The following is a 16,179-nucleotide window of genomic DNA, read 5'->3' as shown; positions in this document are numbered from 1 at the left end:
CCGTAGCTACGGGCCGCACCCACTTATATCTTATCAACATGTATACACTTTTCGCACGGCCTAAAACTCGGTCCACATCGATCTCGACGCGTAGAGATCCGGCACTCGTCCAGAAATGTAACGTTCGATACGTGTTCGTCTTCACCGGTTCGGTACGGTCGAGGATCGATCGAACGCGACGTGGCCCACGGCAGCGACCGGTTTCGGGAGGCCTAAGATCCGAAAGCGATTTACTTCTTTAGGGAAGCCTAAAACATATGCCGACCCACACCGACGGGGAACCGTTCGATCGCGAGGGATCCGTGAGCGGAGGTGGGACGTGACCGAGCCGTTCGACCGCGACGTCGTCGTGGTCGGCGGTGGCCCGGCCGGCGCGTCGGCCGGCGTCTTCCTCGCTCGTGGGGGGCTGAACGTGACGGTCCTCGATCGTGGTCGGTCGTCGATCGCCCGCTGTGCGCACCTGGAGAACTTCCTCGGGTTCCCGGCGGGGATCGACGTCGGGACGTTCTCCGACCTCACGCACGACCATCTCCGACGGGCGGGCTGTACGGTCGTCCCGGACCTCGTCGAGTCGGTCGAGCGGTGGAACCCCTCCGAGGGCGGCTCCGAGGATCTCGACGCCGACTCGGACCGCCTCGACGACTCCGGTACCCCCGGTGCCGATGCGGGCTTCCGCGTCACGCTCCAGGACGGCGAGCCCGTCACTGCCCGTCGAGTCGTCGCGGCCACACGGTACGGCGGCGAGTACCTCCGCGGGCTCGACGACGACGCGATGTTCGAGACCCGCGAACACCACGGGGAGACGACGGAGCACTTCGACCGTGAGTACGCCGACCGGGACGGAACGACGCCGATCGGCGGGCTCTACGTCGCCACCCCGTCGGAGGCGGATCGACAGGCCATCACGGCGGCCGCGCGCGGAGCCCGCGTCGGCAAGCGGGTCGTCGCCGACGCCCGGATCGACGACGGCTGGTGGCCCGCGGCGGCGGAGGGCGTCGACTGGACCCGTCGTGAGGCCGAACTCGACGACGAGTGGACCGACCGCGAGCGCTGGCGCGAGTGGTTCGATACACACCACGCCGACGCGCCGGCCGATCCGGGTTCGGATCGGTTCGCACGGGTCCGCGAGGCGGCCGTCGACGACGCCCTCTCGGCGTACGTCGATGCCGAGGACATCGAGTCGCGGGCGGCGGCCGGCCAGCGGGCCGTGGCCGAACGACTGGACCCGAGCGCGGTCGTCGACGCCCATGACGCCGACGCGCTGCTCGACGCGCTGGACGACGGGGCGATCGCCGAGTACGTGGCCGAAGGGACGAGCGACGTCGATCGGGAGGACGTCTCGGAAACCGTCGGGGGCGACGCCCGATGAGCGGCGAAGGGTCGACGGTCGGCGGCGAGTCGACCGCGGAGGGAGGGGCCGCGAGACCACGACCGACCGACCGGAGCCCGATCGGGTGGCTGTTCGACGCGAAGTTGGTCGCCGTCGCGGTCGGCAGCCTCTCGGTGATCGTCGCGGCCGGGCTCGTTCAGGTGAGCTTCGGCGCCTACTCGATGACGGTCGGTCAGGCGTGGCGCGCGGTCCTCGATCCCGCCGTCCTCCTCGATCCGCGATGGCTGCTCAACTTCCTCGTCGGGGAGGAGCTGATGCGGACGATAACCGGATTCGGCGGCGAGCTTCCCCAGTTGACCCGCGAGACGCTCATCGTCTGGAACATCCGGCTGCCGCGGGTGGTCGTCGGGATCCTCGTCGGCGCGAACCTCGCGGTCTCCGGGGCGATCTTCCAGGCGGTGACGCGAAACGAGCTGGCGAGCCCGTTCATCCTCGGCGTCTCCTCGGGCGCGGGGCTGACCATCCTGCTGACGCTCGTCGTCTTCGGCAGCCTCTCGGCGTTCCTCCCGCTCATCGCGGCGCTCGGCGGATCGGTCGCCTTCCTGATCGTGTACGCGATCGCCTGGAAGAACGGGACCAGTCCCGTTAGACTCGTGCTCGCGGGCGTGATCGTCGGGACCGTCTTCAGCTCGCTGCAGACGGCGCTTTTCTTCTTCGCCGACGACATCGGCGTCGTCCAATCGGCGATCGCGTGGACCACGGGGTCGCTCACCGGAACCGACTGGGAACAGGTCCGGCTGGCGCTGCCGTGGACGCTCGTCGCGGTGGCGCTCTCCATCGCGGGCTCGCGGCAGTTGAACCTCCTGTTGCTCGGCGAGGGGACCGCGAAGGCCCTCGGAATGTCGATCGAGAAGGTCCGGTTCGCGCTGTCGGGCGTCGCGGTCCTCGCGGCGGCCGCCAGCATCGCCGTGGCGGGGATCGTCGGCTTCGTCGGCCTCATCGTCCCCCACGTGGTTCGGAACCTCGTCGGCAGCGACTACAAGCGGTTGATCGTCGGCTGCCTGTTCGTCGGCCCGGCGCTGATGGTCGGTGCCGACGTCGGCGCACGGCTCGGAATGAGCGTGATCACGGGGGCGGACGCACAGATCCCGGTCGGGATCGTGACGGGGCTGGTCGGGGGGCCGTACTTCCTGTACTTGATGCGGAAACAACAACACATGGGTGAGATCTGATGTCGACCGACGGACTCGAACGGACGCCACCGGACGAAACGGATGGAACCGACGGAGCGAACGGAACGGCGGGCTCGGCGACCGCGAAACGTCCCGACGCCGCGGCAGACGACGCGAGCGTCCTCGGCGGCGAGGACCTCGTGTTGGGGTATCCGAACGCCGAGGAGCCGGTCGTCGACGGCGAGTCGATCGCCGCGGCGCCCGGGGCGGTCACCGCGCTCGTCGGCCCGAACGGGTCGGGCAAGAGCACCCTCCTGAAGGCCCTCGCGAACCAGTTGGAACCCGAGGACGGGTCGGTGCTGCTCGACGGACGCGACGTTCACTCGATGGACACGAAGGCGCTCGCGCGGAAGCTGGGACTGCTCTCACAGGAGAGCACCCCGCCGAACGGCATCACGGTCGAGGACCTGGTGTATCACGGGCGGTATCCGCATCGGGGCTTCTTCGAGCGGACGACGACGGAGGACGCGAGAGCGGTCGAGCGCGCCATCGACCTGGCCGGCTGTGGCCACCTGCGTGACCGGGAAGTGGGCAGCCTCAGCGGCGGACAGAAACAGTTGGCGTGGATCGCGATGGTGCTCGCACAGGACACCGACGTGCTGCTCCTGGACGAGCCCACGACGTTCCTCGATCTCCACCACCAGATGGAGGTGATGGAGATCATCGAGACCCTGCGCGACGAGAGCGAGGTCACGGTGGTCGTCGTCCTCCACGACATCGAGCAGGCCGCGCGGCTCGCCGACCGCATGGTCGCGCTCAAGGACGGCGAGATCCGCGCTCGCGGTCCGCCGGAGGAGGTCGTCACCGAGGATCTCCTCGCGGACGTCTTCCGGGTCGACGCCGAGGTCGTCTCCACCGACCGCGGGCCGCGGGTGACCCCGCTCAGCGCGCGTCACGCGGATTGATCGGGCTGTTCGCGCGGGCGGTCGTGTCGATTGTTTTAGGCTGGCCTAAAGATCGGAACGGTTAAATTTGTTTAGGATGGCCTAAAAGTATGCCCAAAGAGGACGCGGTAGCCGGGGAACCGACCCGCAGAGCGGTCGCGAAGTACGGCGGCGCGGTCGCTCTCGGCGGCCTGCTCGCCGGCTGTACCGACGCCGAGTCAGATCCGGCCGGCTCCGCGACGGACGACGCCGGCGACGAGAGCTACACGGCGTCCATCTCGCCGGTTGGCGAGGTGACGTTCGAGTCGCCGCCGGAGACGGTGTTCACGCGACTCACCCACCACGCCGACATGGCGTTCGCGCTGGGACGGGGTGACGGGATCACCGCGATGCACGCGCCCGACTACTACGATGGACTCTGGAACCAGTTCGTCGAGCGTCTTCCGGGCGTCTCGCTCGACTGGTCGGGACGCTACTCCTCGTGGGAGCCGGACAAGGAGAAGTTATACGAGCTCGACAGCGACGTCCACCTCGCGGACCCCGCATGGATCACGCAGCTCGACGCCTGGGACCGGGCGGACATCGACGAGATCTCCGAGAAGGTCTCGCCGTGGTTCGGCAACTCCCTCAGCGACCGCCACCAGGAGCCGACGCCGGAGTGGGCCGACGGCTACGAGTACTACGGTCTCTGGGACCAGTTCGAACTCGTCGCCGAGGCCTTCGACGAGCCCGAGCGGTACGAGGCACTCGCGAGCGTCCACGAGGAGCTCCTGTCGACGATCGAGTCGCGGCTTCCGCCGGAAGGAGAGCGGCCGACCGTGGTCATGATCGCCGCCGCCGACATCGAGGAGATCTACGCGTACACGCTGAGCAACCCCGGCTTCCTCACGTCGCACACGCGCCCGCTCGGCCCGCGAGACGCGTTCGAGGGGAGCATCGAGTCCGGCACCGTCGTCGACTTCGAGACGATACTCGAGGCCGATCCCGACGTGATCCTCTACCTCGGTGGCATGGAGCCGGGAACGGACATGGCCGGCCGGCGGACCGCCTTCGAGGAGGACCCGGTCGGTTCGGAGGTCACTGCGGTGGAAAACGATCGCATCCATCCGCAGGGTGCCCGATATCAGGGGCCGATCCTCAACCTCTTCCAACTGGAGATGACCGCGAAACAGCTCTATCCGAAGGCGTTCGGCGAGTGGCCCCGTTACGAGGAGGGGCCGTATCCGGAGATCCCGGAGACGGAACGCCTGTTCGACCGGGAGCGCGTCGCGGACGCGATCAACGGGGAGTTCTGATATGAACGATACACACGACGGATACGACGCGGATCCGACCGATCCCGACGCGATCGACGGACCGACGCGGCGGGACGCGATCACGTACGGCGGTTCGGTCGCCCTCGGCGGGTTGATCGCCGGCTGTACGGGCGGCGAGTCGACGGCGGATCCGTCCGGGGACGCTTCGTCCTCGACGGAGGGAGGGACCGACGACGGCGCGGACGGCTCCGCGGAGACGGAGGGAGACGGCGCGGGACACGCCGCGACGCTCTCGCCGATGGGCACCGTCGAGTTCGATTCGGTTCCCGAACGCGTCTTCACCGTCTTCACGGGGTACGCCGACATGGCGGTGGCGCTGGGTCACGGCGACGCGGTCACGTCCGTCTACGTCCCCGAGATGTCGGGAACGACGATGAACCGCTACTACGGCGACCTGGAGGACGTCTCCTTCGAGTGGGAGGACCTCTTCGACCCGCTGAGCGAGGGACTCGCGAAGGAGCGGCTCTACGAACTCGACGCGGACGTCCACCTCGCGGACCCCGCGTGGGCGTCGACACAGGAGAACTGGGACCGAAGCGACGTCGAGGAGGTCGGATCGCGGGTCGCGCCGTGGTTCGGGAACTTCTACAGCGGGACGCGGGCCGCCCCCCCGTCAGGGTACGACGACTACGAGTACTACGACCTGTGGGAGGTGTTCGGCGGCGTCGCCGACGTCTTCGACGAACGCGCCCGCTACGAGGCGCTCGCCGCGGTCCACGAGGACCTCCTCGAGACGATCCGGAGCGACCTCCCGCCGGAGGACGAACGCCCGACCGCGGTGCGCGTCTCGCTGGCGGCCGACGGCGAGTCCTTCTACACCTACCACCTGAACGAGCCGGGATACTGGCTCGCGGACACCCGGCCGCTCGGCGCGATCGACGCCTTCGCCGAGGAGGAGTGGGGCGGTCTCTGGGGCGAGGTCGACTTCGAGGCGATGGCGGAGGCCGACCCGGACGTAATCCTCCACCTCTGGGGGTTCACGCCCTCGCGGAGCATGACGGAGTTCCGATCGACGCTCCGGGAGCACCCCGTCGGCGCGGACCTGACCGCGGTGCGGAACGACCGCCTCCACGCGCAGGGCATGCGGTACCAGGGACCGATCATGAACCTGTTCCAGATCGAGATGACCGCGAAACAGCTCCATCCAGAGACGTTCGGCGAGTGGCCCCGCTACGAGGACGGCGACGGCTATCCCGAGTTCTCCGAGGCGGAACGCCTGTTCGACCGTGAGCGAGTCAGCGACGCCGTCGCGGGTGACCTGTAGATGTCCGACCGCGACGTCGTCGTCGTCGGGGGCGGTCCCGCCGGACTCTCGGCGGCCGTCTTCACGGCCCGTCACGGGCTCGACACGCTCGTCGTCGACTCCGGCGGCTCGATCCTTCGCCGGAACGCCCACCTGGAGAACTTCCCCGGGTTCCCCGTCGGCGTCAACGCGCGCCGCCTGCTCGACCTGCTCGGCGAACAGGCGGAGAACGCCGGCGCGGCCCGGACGACCGCTCGAGTCACTCGAATCGCGGTCGTCGATGTCGACGACCCCGGGAGTTCGGATGAGCCGGACGACTCCGCTTCGAGCGGGCCTCGATTCGCGATCACGACTGACGACGACGACCGGGTCCGGACGCGATACGTCGTCGCGGCGACGAAAAACGCGACCGGCTACCTCGAGGACGTCGACGGCGTCGGCCTCATCGACCGCGGGAAGACGTTCGTCGACACGGACGAGCGCGGACGGACCGGCGTCGAGGGGCTGTATGCGGCGGGACGCCTCGCGGAGAAGCCGCACCAGGCGGCGGTGTGTGCCGGCCACGGCGCCGAGGTGGCGGTCACGCTGTTGGAGGACGACGACCGGCCGTTCTACCACGACTGGGTCGCCCCGGATGGGTACTTCTCCGATCGCGGCCGGCCGATCCCGCCGGGGTGTGAGGAGATGGACGACGAGGAGCGTCGGCGACGTGAGGCCGAGTCGCTCGAGACCGCGCGGGAGCGCTTCGCGGAACCGCACCCCGACGACCAGGAGACGCACCCGAGCCTCCGCGAGGACTGACCGGTGTGGAGAGCGTCCGCCCGTTCGACGGAGGACGAATGATCGGCACCACGCTCGAGGAGGTCCGCGACCACATCGAACGGCTCGCCGACGAGGAGGGCGACTACTACCTCGTCTGCGCGCGCTACGGCGACCGTCCGGTTCCCGCAGCTGGACTCCGGTTCGGGGACCGGGCCACGGCGCGGGCCGCCGCGCGTGCGACCGAGCAGTACCGGGCCGCGCTCCGTCGGTACGACCCCGCCGTCCCGCGATACGACGTCATCGTCTGTCAGCTGTGTGATCGTTCTAGACGCCCCTCCGGGCGGAACGCGCTCCGGCACGCGTCGTACCCTGGCGGGACCGGCGGAGACGACGAGAACGAGGGGAACGCCGTCGACGAGGAACGCTGGACCCTCTCGGAACCGGTGATCAACGGTCCGGCTCGCCGGAACGAACGACGGCGGCGGCTGGTGGAGCGCTGTCACCGCATCGCGGCCGCGGTCTTCGAGGCGCTCTCCGAGGGCGGCTGGCGCGACGTCGAGACCGCGGTACTGGACCGCTACTTCGGACTCGCCGAGAGCGTGCCGGACCCCGACGACCTCTGTCTCTGCCTGCTCGAGGGGATGGCGGCGGAACTCGAAGACCGACTCGCGGCCGCGGACCAACTCGAGGTCCTCTCCCGGGCCGCGGTCCGTCTCGAGGACCCGTCGATCGACCCGTTCGACGTCGACGACGGAGTCGCGGGACCCGACGACGATCTCGCGGTGGACCATGACGACGATGACGGCGAAGTCACCCGGTTCTCCTCGACCCTCGAGGGCCTCCGCGAGGACGGGATCCTCGAGGGATTCACTCACGTTTCGACGCCTCCGGCGAGTCTCGATCTCGACACCGGGATCGAGGGATCCGTTGAGACCGCCCGGATCTCCGGTTACGCGCTTTCGGCGCGGAACGGGTCGCTGCCGGTGTTGCCGATCGTCGTCGAGTTCCTTCGGCGTGCTCCGGAGCGCCGGCCTACCGGAATTCGGGTCGAGCCGACCGACGGCGGATGGACGGTACGTGTGGAGTTCGCCGACGACGGCGACGGCGACGCTGACGCCGACCCGCAGGGCCTGGCGGTCGCTTCGATCGGTTCATCCGAGCCGTGACCGACTCGGACCGGTGGCTATCCCTCGAATCCCTGTTCGGCGAGCGCGTCCTCGAGCGCCGCCAGCAGGAACTCGACGTTCTGGGGGCGCGCCGAGTAGCCCATACAGCCGATCCGCCAGATGTCGCCCGCGAGATCGCCGAGCCCCGAGGCGATCTCGAGGTCGTACTCGTCGAGGAGGTGGTCGATGACCGCGGCGTCGTCGATCCCGTCGGGCACCCGGACCGCGTTGAGGCTGGGCAGCCAGTACTCGTCGGGCGCGTTCATCTCCAGCCCGAGTTCCTGGAGCCCACTCTTGAGGTCGCCGGCGACCGCACGGTGGCGCTCCCACCGGTTCTCGATGCCTTCCTCGGCGACGAGCCGGAGCGCCTCGCGGATCGCGTACACGTTGGTGATCGGTGCGGTGTGGTGATACGCCCGATCGTCACCCCAGTACCCCTCTAAAAGCGAGAGATCGAGGTACCACGAGCGTGGCTGCTCCTCGCGGCCGAGCACCTTGTCCATCGCCCGGTCGTTGAGCGTGAGCGGGCTCGCGCCCGGTGGACACGAGAGACACTTCTGGGGACCGGAGTAGGCCACGTCGACGTCCCACTCGTCGACGCGCATCTCGACGCCGCCGAGCGACGTGACGCAGTCGGCGATCACGTACGCGTCGTGGGCGTGTGCGATGTCGGTCAGCTCCGGCACCCCGGGCTGGAGGACCCCGGTCGACGTCTCCGCGTGGACGAACCCGAACACGTCCGGCTGGTGCTCGTCGAAAGCGGCCTCGACGTCGGCGGGGTCGAGCGGCTCGCCCCACGGCGCGTCGACCTCGACGACCTCGCCGCCGGCACGTTCGGCCATCGAGGCCATCCGTCCGCCGAAGTAGCCGTTCGTCGGGACGAGCATCGTGTCGCCGGGTTCGACGAGGTTGCCGATCGCCGCCTCCATCGACGCCGACCCGGTTCCCGAGACGGGGATCGTCCACTGGTTGTCGGTTCGGAACGTGTACCGCAACAGCTCCTGGACTTCGTTCATGATCTCGATGAACGAGGGATCGAGGTGTCCCACGAGCGGCGTGCTCATCCCGCGCAGCACTCGCGGGTGGACCTCGCTCGGTCCCGGTCCCATCAGGGTCCGGTTCGGCGGCGAGAGTTCCCCGAATTCGGGCGCTTCGTCGTCCGCGACAGTCTCCAACGATCGATCGGACATACAGGGCGTTCTCGTGGCGGACGTAAAAAACGCGACGGAAACACGGTCGGCGCGAGCTGCGAGGTACCGGTCAGCCCGTGTCGGGATGGATCTGTGTCCATCGTCCCGGCGGAAGGGGTGGATCGACCCCGGCAAGTGAAGTGGTCGGGTGTCCTCCCGATCGTATGAGCGATCCGCCGTTCGTCTCGACGTCCGCGGCCGATCTCGAGACGATCCTCGACCGGATGGCGGACGGGTTCTTCGCCGTCGATGCCGACTGGAAGATCACGTACGCGAACGAGACCGGGGCCGAGATCCTTCGAGAGGCGATCGACGACGACGTCCTGGCGTCCGTCGACGGGATCGAGGGACTCCATCTGTGGGAGGCGATCCCCGATGCGGTCGACACGGACTTCTACGACCGGTATCACGAGGCGATGGAGAGTCAGGAGCAGACCGCCTTCGACGCGTACTACGAGCCGCTCGGGGCGTGGTTCGACGTGCGGATGTTTCCGTCCGACACCGGGCTCTCGATACACTTGCGCGACACCACCGACCGGCGGGGGATCGAGCGCCGACAGGAACGAAGCCTTCGTGCGATCCAGCGACTCTACGCCGTCTCGTCCGACCGCGACCGTTCCCTCGAGGCGAAACTCGAGGCCATGCTGGAGTTGGGCTGTGAGTACCTCGACGTGCCGAACGGCTTCCTCACCCACATCGAAGCGGGAACACAACACATCGAGGCGGCCCACGCGACCCATCCGGGCCTCCAGCCGGGCGAGAGCTGTCCGCTCGACGAGGCCTACTGTAAGCGGACCGTCGAGCTCGACCACCTGTTGACCGTCGTCGACGCGGCGGCGGAGGGATGGGAGGGCGAGCCGGCCTACGAGCGGTTCGGGCTCGGGACCTACGTCGGGGGTCGCGTCGAGGTCGACGGCGAGCTGTACGGCACCCTCTGTTTCGCCGACACGGCCGCCCGCGAGGACCCGTTCACCGACCTCCAGCGGACGTTCGTCGAGCTACTGACCCGCTGGGTAAGCTACGAGTTCGAGCGCCGGCAGGCGAAGTCACAGCTTCGGCGGGAGCGCGACCGGCTCGAGGAGTTCGCGAGCGTCGTCAGCCACGACCTCCGGAACCCGCTGAACACCGCGACCGGCCACCTCGACCTGCTCGCGGCGGAGTGCGACAGCGACCACCTGGAACCGGTCGATCGGTCGCTCTCGCGGATGGAAGCGCTCATCGAGGACCTGCTGACGCTCGCACGGGACGGCGTGAGCGTCGAGGAACTGACCGACGTCGACCTCGCCGAGACGGCCCGCGACGCGTGGGCGACCGTCGAGACCGCGGACGCCGAGTCGGTCGTCGACCTCGACGGCGACTCGATCCGCGCGGACGGCTCGCGGCTCCGCCAACTCCTCGAGAACCTGTTTCGGAACGCCGTCGAGCACGGCGGGACCGACGTGACCGTCCGGGTCGGGGTCCTCGCGGACGGATCGGGGTTCTACGTCGCCGACGACGGCCCCGGGATCCCCGAGTCGGAGCGCGATCGGGTGTTCGAGATGGGACACACGACGAACGAGGAGGGAACCGGGTTCGGGCTCGCTATCGTCGCGGAGATCGCGTCCGCGCACGGCTGGGACGTGACGGTGACCGAGGGTCTCGAGGGCGGCGCACGCTTCGAGTTCGCGGGCGTCGAGTTCGTCGAGAATCCGTCACCGAGCGACGACTGATCGGCCGGTTCGGCTCGACGGCGGCTACTCGTCGATGAAGTCGGGTTCGACGCGTTTCTCCTCGTACTCCTCGACCAGGTGGTCGACGAAGTCGTCGAGGTCGACGTCGCCGCGCTGGTTCTCGAAGCGGTCGCGAACGGAGACGGTGCCCGCCTCCTGCTCGTCGTCGCCGACGATCACCATGTACGGGAGCCGGTCGTCGTGTCCCTGCCGGATCTTGCGGCCGACCGTCCAGTCGCGGTCTTCGACCTCGACGCGGATCCCGGCGTCCGCGAGCGCGTTCTTCACGCGATGAGCGTACCCCAGCGTCTCGTCGGAGACGGGGAGGATCCGGACCTGTTCGGGCGCGAGCCAGAGGGGGAAGTTCCCGTCGAAGTGCTCGATGAGCACCATGAAGAAGCGCTCGTAGCTCCCGTACAGGGCCCGGTGGATCATCACCGGGCGGTGTTCCTCGTTGTCCTCACCGGTGTAGGTCAGCCCGAACCGCTCGGGCATGTTGAAATCGAGCTGGACCGTCGGGCCGTCCCAGACGCGACCGAGCGCGTCCTCGAAGCCGAAGTCGATCTTCGGGCCGTAGAAGGCCCCGTCGCCGGGCTCGACGTCGTAGTCGTAGCCGCCCGATTCGAGCACGTCACGCAGCTGCTCCTCGGCGGACTCCCATATCTCGTCGCCGCCGACGGACTTGTCGGGCCGGGTCGCGAGCGCGACCTCGACCTCGAGGTCGAGCGTCTCGACGACTTCGAAGATCATCGAGATGACGGACTCGATCTCCGCGCGTATCTGGTCGGGCCGGACGAACAGGTGACCGTCGTCGATGGTGAACGACCAGACCCGCGAGAGTCCCGAGAGCTCGCCGCGCTGCTCCTTCCGGTACACCTTCCCGTTCTCGAAGTAGCGCTTGGGAAGCTCGCGATACGACCACGACTGCTGGTCGAAGATGGTCGCGTGGCCCGGACAGTTCATGGGCTTGAGCCCGTATTCCTCGTCGTTGACGTCGAGGAGGAACATGTCGTCCTTGTAGTTCTCGTAGTGACCCGACTGCTTCCACAGCTCCGTCCGGAACACGTGGGGAGTTTCGACCTCCTCGTAACCGTTCCCGCGGTTGAGCCCGTTCGCGAACGCGGAGAGTTCGTTCAGGACGGTCTTGCCCGGCGGGTGATACAGCGGGAGCCCGGGACCGGTCACCGTCGGGATCGAGAAGAGGTTCATCTCCTGGCCGATCTTGCGATGGTCGCGTTCCTTCGCCTGCTCGCGCATCTCGAGGTGTTCCTCGAGGTCCGACTCCGAGGCGAACGCCGTCCCGTACACGCGGGTCAGCGTGTCGTTCTCCTCGTCGCCGCGCCAGTACGCGGCCGAGACCTCGAGCAGCGCCGCCGCCCCGACCTCGCCGGTCGACTCCACGTGCGGGCCCCGACAGAGGTCCTGCCAGCCGTCCTGGACGTAGAAGGTGACCTCCTCGTCGTCGGCCTCCTCCTCGAGGATCTGGCGTTTGTACTCGTTGTCGGCGTAGATCTCCAAGGCGTCCTCGCGAGGACGGACGACGCGCTCGACGTCGTAGTCGGCCGCGATGATCTCGTCCATCTCCGCTTCGATCGCCGCGAGGTCGTCCTCGTCGAGGTCGACGTCGGTCACGTCGTAGTAGAAGCCCTCATCGGTCGGGGGGCCGATCGTGAGCGTCGCCTCCGGATGGAGCCGCTGGAGCGCCTGTGCGAAGACGTGTGCGGCGGTGTGACGCAGGACGGTCAGGTACTCGTCCGAGCCTTCAGTGACGATCTCGATCCGGTCGCCGTCCCCGACCTCGGCGTACTTCTCGACGAGTTCGCCGTCGATCTTTCCGGCAACCGTGTCGCTGCCGAGTCCGGGGCCGATCTCGTAGGCGACGTCCTCAACCGTCGATCCGGCCGGCACGGAGAGCTCTGACCCGTCCGGGAGGACGACCGTCACGTCGGCCTGCGCGTCCGTCTCGCTCATACCCTCGGAAAACCGGACGAGCGGCATAAGTGTTGTTCGATCCGCCGGGATCGGGTCGACGTGAGACCGGCCCGTGAGGTAGCGCGGTACCGTTCGTGCCGCTCGGCCGTACGTGTTTGGAGACGTGATCACGGAGAACACGTCCAGCCCCAACCGCGAGTCCTCGCGGTTGTTCCTTTGAACCGCACCCGACCGCACTACCGGAAGACGTTCCTGCTCGCTTCGCTGTGCGGGCTACGACCTCCGTACTCCCGTTCGTTTCACTCGCGGGACCGCACCCGCACCTCTCCCTCTCCAGCCTCACCCCTCCCCAGCCTCGCACCGGCCGCGCCGCCGAGCGGTCCGGCGGCGCGGCCGCTGCTCCCTCGCGCGATCCGGCTCGCGCCCCGAGGGCGCTCGCTGGCACGCGCCGCCGCAAAACACCTCCCGTCGGTCGACGACGCGTCCCAGCGATGGAAACACACAAACCGACCGGCAACCCTTGCCCCAACATGACCACCCATCGCGAGCCCCTCCCGTCGGTGCTGGAGACGATCGGCGAGACGCCGATCGTCCGGGTCCACGACTCGCCGGACGCGGTGCCGGTGTACGCGAAACTCGAGTCGTTCAATCCCGGCGCGAGCATCAAGGACCGGATCGGGAAGTACATGCTCGAACGCATGCTCGAGCGCGGGGATCTCGAGCCGGGCGGGACCGTCATCGAGCCGACCGCCGGCAACACCGGGATCGGGATCGCGGTGGCCGCCGAGCAGCTCGGAGTGAACGCCGTCTTCGTCGTCCCCGAGCGCTTCTCGGTGGAGAAACAACAGCTGATGCGGGCGCTCGGCGCGGACGTGATCAACACGCCGACCGACGAGGGAATGGGCTTCGCCATCGACCGCGCCCACGAGATCGCGGAGGAACTGGACGACGCCGTCGTCCCTCAACAGTTCTCGAACCCGCTCAACGTGGAGGCACACTACGAGACGACCGCTCCGGAGATCGACGACGCCCTCGACGGCGAGGTCGGGGCCGTCGTCGCCGGCTGCGGTACCGCGGGTACCCTCATGGGAACGGCCCGCTACTTCCGCGAGCGAGATCCCGGGACGCACGTCGTCGCCGTCGAGCCCGCCGGCTCCGCGTACCGCGAGTTCTTCGGCGAGGACGTGGATCACGAGGAGTACAAGACGGAGGGGATCGGCACCCACGACATCGAGACGAACGAGCTGTTCGACCCCGACCTCGTCGACGAGATCCACGCGATCCCCGACTGCGAGGTCCACGAAGAGATGGGTCGGCTCGCCGCAGAGGAGGGCCACCTCGTCGCCTCCTCGGCGGCAGCGAACGCGCTCGCCGCGAAACGGGTCGCCCGGGGCATCCACGAGGGCGCGATCGACGTCCCTCACGACGGCGTCGTGACCGTCTTCCCCGACTCCTCGGAACGCTACCTCTCGAAGGGGGTCTATCGCGACTTCGCGGAGTGGGAGGGCTGACGCCCCCGTCCGTCGCCAACGCTCACGGGCTGACGCCCGGCGTCCGATCCGGATCCGGCGTCACCCGAGCAGCCGGCCGTGCTCGACCTTCATACAGCGGTCCTGGATCACGTCGATCCCCTCGGCCTCCGCGTCGGCGGCCGCCTCGTCGTGGCTGATCCCGAGCTGGAGCCACGCGATCCCCGCGTCGCCCCGTTCGGCGTGTCGATCGCGTACCGCCTCGAGGATCTCCGGTGCCTCCTCGCTCGGCCGGAACACGTTCACCACGTCCACCTCCTCGTCCACGTCGGCGAGCTCGTCGTAGGCGGGCTCGCCGAGCACCTCGTCGGCGAACGGGTTCACCGGGATCACCCGGTAGCCGTGTCGCTGGAGGTACGCCGGGATCCTGTGGGCGGCCTTCTCCTCGTTCGTCGAACAGCCGATCACGGCGATCGTGTCGGCCGAGAGCGCACGCTCGAGTCCCGCATCGTCAGTGATGGGCATGCGCATGTTCGGTCGGCAACGCTCGTAAAGCTTGGCAGCTCAGGCCAACCGGATCTCGACTTCGTCGTCCTCCGAAACCGTCACGATCCCGTCGAACAGCTGTTTGAGGGTGTTCAGGCTCTGGTCGTCGTGCGCGGTCGAGTCGATACTGAACAGCCCGAGCCCGTTGACGCTCTGGACGCGACCGGTGAACACGTGGAGAAACCGGAAGACCGTCTGGAGGTCCGAGTACATCAGAAGCGTCGACAGCGAGTGGACCATGACCCGGTTTCGGTCGATCCCACGGTCGCCGAACGCCTGGAGGAACTCCGAGAGCTTGATCCCGATCCCGGTCATGTCGACCGGGGATGAGGCGTACTTGATCCGGTCGGAGTCGCGGACGTCGGACCCTTGCTGACGGGTGACGCAGTCGACGACGGCCACGGGCTTCCCCTCGTAGGGCGTCCGCTTCTCGTAGTCTTTCAACACCCGATCGGCACCGTCCTTCGTCGTGACGACGATCGCCCCGTCACCCCGATCGGTTCCGTCCGCGAGAACGTCCATCGCGAGCGAGCGCTTCCCGGTGAGCGGCGGTCCGGTGAGAAGCAGGCTCGTTCCCGGTTCCACCTCCGCGTCGAGGTGAGGGGTCAGATCATACATGCATGTACCTCGATCGCGGGGGGATGGACGCGGGCCACTCGTTCGACGACCGTCTCCGACCGGGATACATCGACTACGGAAAACATCTCCAGTCCCGATAATATTCTTTTTGATCGGTCGCCGCTCCGATGGGGACGCGGATCGGATCGTCCGAGACGACGGCGAATCCGCCGCAGTCGGAGGATCGACGGCGTGCGATACTGGAACTGAACGTCGACGATCGATCCGGATCGCGGGACTTAAAACTATCAGCGGGATATCGATGGGTACGGGCGCTTAGCTCAGTCTGGATAGAGTGCTTGGCTTCGGACCAAGTTGTCGCGGGTTCAAATCCTGCAGCGCCCATCTGAAATAAACCTTCTCCGGCGCAAATATAATTCGCTGCGTAGAGGGAATCATACTGCATATTTCTGGACTTTAGCGTTTATCGAATTCTCTAGAAAGTTCGTTCCAATCCCGTTTTTGAAAACGGCTCTGCCGCGTCTTGCGATTCGCTCCGCAAATCGGGGTGATCGGCAGTGAGTCTCGGCAACGAGACGAACGGCGCGAACACCCTCACTACCGACGGCCCGGGTGAGTTCTGGTGTCCGTTCTGCGGAAAGCGGTGTACTCGGAACTCGTCGAGTCTCCTCGAGTACGGACACGATCTCGACTGTCCCGAACGTCCTAGCGAGCTCACGATTCCCGAACGGTGAGCCGTCCAGCTGCGCACCGGCCCACCTCCCTACGGGTTCGGCTCCGTCAGAAGACCTCGCTCGACGCGATCTCCATTAGTCTCTCCA

Annotated in this window: 13 protein-coding genes and 1 tRNA gene; 10 read left to right on the top strand and 4 right to left on the bottom strand. The window is 67.7% G+C overall.

Annotated elements, in window-relative coordinates:
• Positions 1 to 319: 319 nt before the first annotated feature.
• From OKW78_RS02730 to OKW78_RS02700, 7 genes are all read left to right on the top strand, one after another.
• Positions 320 to 1,369 (top strand): FAD-dependent monooxygenase, encoded by a 1,050-nt coding sequence (locus tag OKW78_RS02730; protein WP_281193772.1) that lies wholly within the window; start codon positions 320 to 322, stop codon positions 1,367 to 1,369.
• Entirely contained in the window at positions 1,366 to 2,562 is a 1,197-nt protein-coding gene (locus tag OKW78_RS02725) for an iron ABC transporter permease (protein WP_281193771.1), read from the top strand. Before OKW78_RS02730 ends, OKW78_RS02725 begins: the two co-directional genes overlap by 4 nt.
• The gene (locus OKW78_RS02720; protein ID WP_281193770.1) at positions 2,562 to 3,467 is read left to right on the top strand and encodes an ABC transporter ATP-binding protein; all 906 of its coding nucleotides are present in this window, start codon (positions 2,562 to 2,564) and stop codon (positions 3,465 to 3,467) included. The genes OKW78_RS02725 and OKW78_RS02720 overlap by 1 nt, the downstream gene beginning before the upstream one ends.
• Positions 3,468 to 3,556: 89 nt before the next feature.
• The gene (locus OKW78_RS02715; protein WP_281193769.1) at positions 3,557 to 4,741 is read left to right on the top strand and encodes an ABC transporter substrate-binding protein; all 1,185 of its coding nucleotides are present in this window, start codon (positions 3,557 to 3,559) and stop codon (positions 4,739 to 4,741) included.
• 1 nt (position 4,742) lies between these two features.
• Positions 4,743 to 6,026 (top strand): ABC transporter substrate-binding protein, encoded by a 1,284-nt coding sequence (locus OKW78_RS02710; RefSeq protein WP_281193768.1) that lies wholly within the window; start codon positions 4,743 to 4,745, stop codon positions 6,024 to 6,026.
• Positions 6,027 to 6,806, top strand: coding sequence for an FAD-dependent oxidoreductase (locus OKW78_RS02705; RefSeq protein WP_281193767.1), 780 nt, complete (start codon positions 6,027 to 6,029; stop codon positions 6,804 to 6,806).
• 38 nt (positions 6,807 to 6,844) lie between these two features.
• Entirely contained in the window at positions 6,845 to 7,933 is a 1,089-nt protein-coding gene (locus OKW78_RS02700) for a hypothetical protein (RefSeq protein WP_281193766.1), read from the top strand.
• A 17-nt stretch (positions 7,934 to 7,950) separates the two neighbouring features.
• On the opposite strand, the gene OKW78_RS02695 is transcribed toward OKW78_RS02700, so the two are convergent.
• A complete protein-coding gene (locus OKW78_RS02695) occupies positions 7,951 to 9,123 on the bottom strand; it encodes an alanine--glyoxylate aminotransferase family protein (protein WP_281193765.1) in 1,173 nt (390 codons plus the stop codon).
• A gap of 164 nt (positions 9,124 to 9,287) precedes the next feature.
• Here OKW78_RS02695 and OKW78_RS02690 point away from each other — a divergent pair, with 164 nt between their 5' ends.
• Positions 9,288 to 10,832 (top strand): ATP-binding protein, encoded by a 1,545-nt coding sequence (locus OKW78_RS02690; RefSeq protein WP_281193764.1) that lies wholly within the window; start codon positions 9,288 to 9,290, stop codon positions 10,830 to 10,832.
• A gap of 24 nt (positions 10,833 to 10,856) precedes the next feature.
• Here OKW78_RS02690 and thrS read toward each other — a convergent pair whose 3' ends face one another.
• Entirely contained in the window at positions 10,857 to 12,830 is a 1,974-nt protein-coding gene (gene thrS / locus OKW78_RS02685) for a threonine--tRNA ligase (protein ID WP_281193763.1), read from the bottom strand.
• Between the two features lie 464 nt (positions 12,831 to 13,294).
• Between thrS and OKW78_RS02680 the strand changes: the two genes are divergently transcribed.
• Positions 13,295 to 14,275 carry a PLP-dependent cysteine synthase family protein gene (locus OKW78_RS02680; protein ID WP_281193762.1) on the top strand — a complete coding sequence of 327 codons (981 nt, stop codon included), beginning with the start codon at positions 13,295 to 13,297 and terminating at the stop codon, positions 14,273 to 14,275.
• Positions 14,276 to 14,335: 60 nt separating this feature from the next.
• Here the strand turns inward: OKW78_RS02680 and OKW78_RS02675 are convergent, their stop codons facing one another.
• On the bottom strand, positions 14,336 to 14,758 hold the full coding sequence (locus tag OKW78_RS02675; RefSeq protein ID WP_281193761.1) for a CoA-binding protein: 423 nt from the start codon (positions 14,756 to 14,758) through the stop codon (positions 14,336 to 14,338).
• A 39-nt stretch (positions 14,759 to 14,797) separates the two neighbouring features.
• Positions 14,798 to 15,397 (bottom strand): recombinase RecA, encoded by a 600-nt coding sequence (locus OKW78_RS02670; protein WP_281193760.1) that lies wholly within the window; start codon positions 15,395 to 15,397, stop codon positions 14,798 to 14,800.
• Between the two features lie 270 nt (positions 15,398 to 15,667).
• On the opposite strand from OKW78_RS02670, the gene OKW78_RS02665 reads away from it, so the two are divergent.
• Positions 15,668 to 15,742: transfer RNA gene (locus OKW78_RS02665), tRNA-Arg, on the top strand.
• The last annotated feature ends 437 nt before the right edge of the window (positions 15,743 to 16,179 follow it).

It is taken from the genome of Halorubrum sp. F4, assembly GCF_027257195.1.
Taxonomy (GTDB): domain Archaea; phylum Halobacteriota; class Halobacteria; order Halobacteriales; family Haloferacaceae; genus Halorubrum.
Note: the sequence above shows the minus strand (reverse complement) of the source record. Positions and strands in the feature narration are given on the sequence as shown.